Annotated in this window: 1 protein-coding gene and 1 pseudogene; both read left to right on the forward strand. The window is 55.3% G+C overall.

The window, feature by feature from the left end:
* Nucleotides 1–326, forward strand: a pseudogene (locus BFP92_RS31660) (hypothetical protein); the annotation flags it as partial.
* 364 nt (nucleotides 327–690) lie between these two features.
* The gene (locus BFP92_RS04500; RefSeq protein WP_083221687.1) at nucleotides 691–1,998 is read left to right on the forward strand and encodes an IS4 family transposase; all 1,308 of its coding nucleotides are present in this window, start codon (nucleotides 691–693) and stop codon (nucleotides 1,996–1,998) included.
* The last annotated feature ends 48 nt before the right edge of the window (nucleotides 1,999–2,046 follow it).

Here is a 2,046-nt window from a genome sequence, read left to right on the forward strand (position 1 = left end):
GGCCATCGTGTTTGACGGGGCGATTTCAGATCAAGATCAAGATCAAAAGCGCAGATCAAAAGACCGCTGACTTCGTCATCGAAAAGGATGTAAGGGCCGGAGCAACAGCAACAGCAGAGCCATACTCGGTCAACTGTGGGAGCTGGCTTGCCTGCGATGGCATCAACTCGGTGTGCCTGATGTACCAAGGTGTCTGCATCGCAGGCAAGCCAGCTCCCACAGAAAAGCAGATCCCAGGTGTATGCAAATCCGCTTTTTGCTTTTCGCTTTTCGCTTTTGATTCAACCACTCAGGTCGGCTTTCAGGCCGCCGTGCTCTGCTTTTGATCTTGCTTTTGATCTGAGGCGCCCCGTTAACCACGATGGCCGAACGCAGGCTTGAATCCGTGGGTAACCCGGCAGGACGCCGGGTTAGCCGCGCTGGGCCAAGGATGGCCCATCGCGGCGGCCCACGGATTCAAGCCTTCGTTCTGGCATGCCGAGCCTAGGCGAGGCACCGAGTGGTGGGGCGAAGACCTTTTGGTTACTTTTGGCTGGGCCGGCATTCCGGGCGTTTGCCAAAAGTGACCCGCTGTAAGAGCCATGCCTTTCAAGGTCTTGGTTTAAAATCCCCCAAAACTTCAGTCAGGATGACGAAACGATGTGGGAAAAGGTTCTAGAGCGGTTCGAAAAACAAGCACCAGCCAGTGTCATGACCAAGCTGGTATTGGAGCAGGCCGTACCTGCCGAATGGGTTGATAAGGTGTTCGATGATCACCGTCAACGGCAGTACTCCCGTGAGCTTCTGTTTTCATCTGTTGTTGAGTTGATGTCCCTGGTTTCATTGGGCTTGAGGCCATCCTTGCACGCAGCGGCGCGCAAGGCTGAGGGGCTTTCGGTCAGCCTTACAGCGCTCTATGACAAGATCAATCGAACCGAACCCGAGCTGCTTCGGGCCCTGATTTCAGGCAGCGCGGAGCGTTTGGAACCCACTGTCAAAACACTCGGCCATTCATCGATTCTCCCCGGCTGGCAGTTACGTATTGTCGATGGCAATCACCTGCCAGCCACACAAAAACGCCTCGGCCCTTTGCGCACTGAGCGCGGCGCAGCGCGCCCAGGGTTTTCAGTGGTGGCCTACGATCCTGATCTGGATTTAGTCGTTGATCTCCAGCCCTGGGAAGATGCCTACGCCAGCGAACGGGTCAGTGTTCTTCCGTTGCTGGCCCGCGCTTGCGCGGGCCAGCTGTGGATGGCTGATCGACTTTACTGCACGCTGCCCGTCCTACAAGCCTGCGAGGACACAGGGGCTTCGTTCATTGTTCGCCAACCCAGCAAGCATCCACGCTTGATCCAGGAAAGCGACTGGCAAGAGTCAGGAATCGTCGATAGCGGCACCGTTCGCGAACAAATCATCGAAGTGAAAGGTGGCCGCCGCTGGCGGCGCGTTGAGTTAAGCCTGCAAACGGCAAATGACTCAGGTGAATCACTGATGTGGTTCTGGAGCAATTTGCCTGACACCATTAGTGCCCAGCAGATAGCCGATTTATACCGTCGTCGCTGGAGTATTGAGGGGATGTTTCAGCGCCTTGAGTCGGTACTGGACAGTGAAATTACAAGCCTTGGTAGCCCGAAAGCCGCGCTACTGGGCTTCGCCTCGGCGGTTCTGGCTTACAACGTTTTGTCGGTTCTAAAGCGTAGCGTTGAGCAGGCGCACCGAGATACACAGCCACAGGGTTGGGAAGTTTCGATTTTCCACTTGGCGGTGCATGTTCGCAGTGATTATCAGGGAATGCAGATCGCATTGCCTACGGAAAATTTCCCTCTTGAAAAGACCTCGCAAGGGCTGGCAGAGCGGTTGTTGGCCCTGGCGAGGTTGATCAAACCCAAGGCCGTCGCAAAAAGTCCTCGCGGTCCTAAGGTCGCAAAACCTAAGGAGTGGCTGGAAGGTAAGGCTGCACGGGTCCATGTCTCAACAGCTCGGGTGCTCAAGGCTGCCAAGTCGGATAAACAGACTTAAACACTGCTTTAAATGAGTTCTTAAACGCAGACCTTGAAAGGCATGGCT

Origin of the sequence: Pseudomonas sp. 58 R 3, assembly GCF_900006605.1 — a bacterium.
Classification (GTDB): Bacteria; Pseudomonadota; Gammaproteobacteria; order Pseudomonadales; family Pseudomonadaceae; genus Aquipseudomonas; species Aquipseudomonas salomonii.

Coding starts and splice junctions, on each gene's coding strand:
- BFP92_RS04500 (WP_083221687.1), top strand. CDS start 691: ATGACCAAGCTGGTATTGGAGCAGGCCGTACCTGCCGAATGGGTTGAT.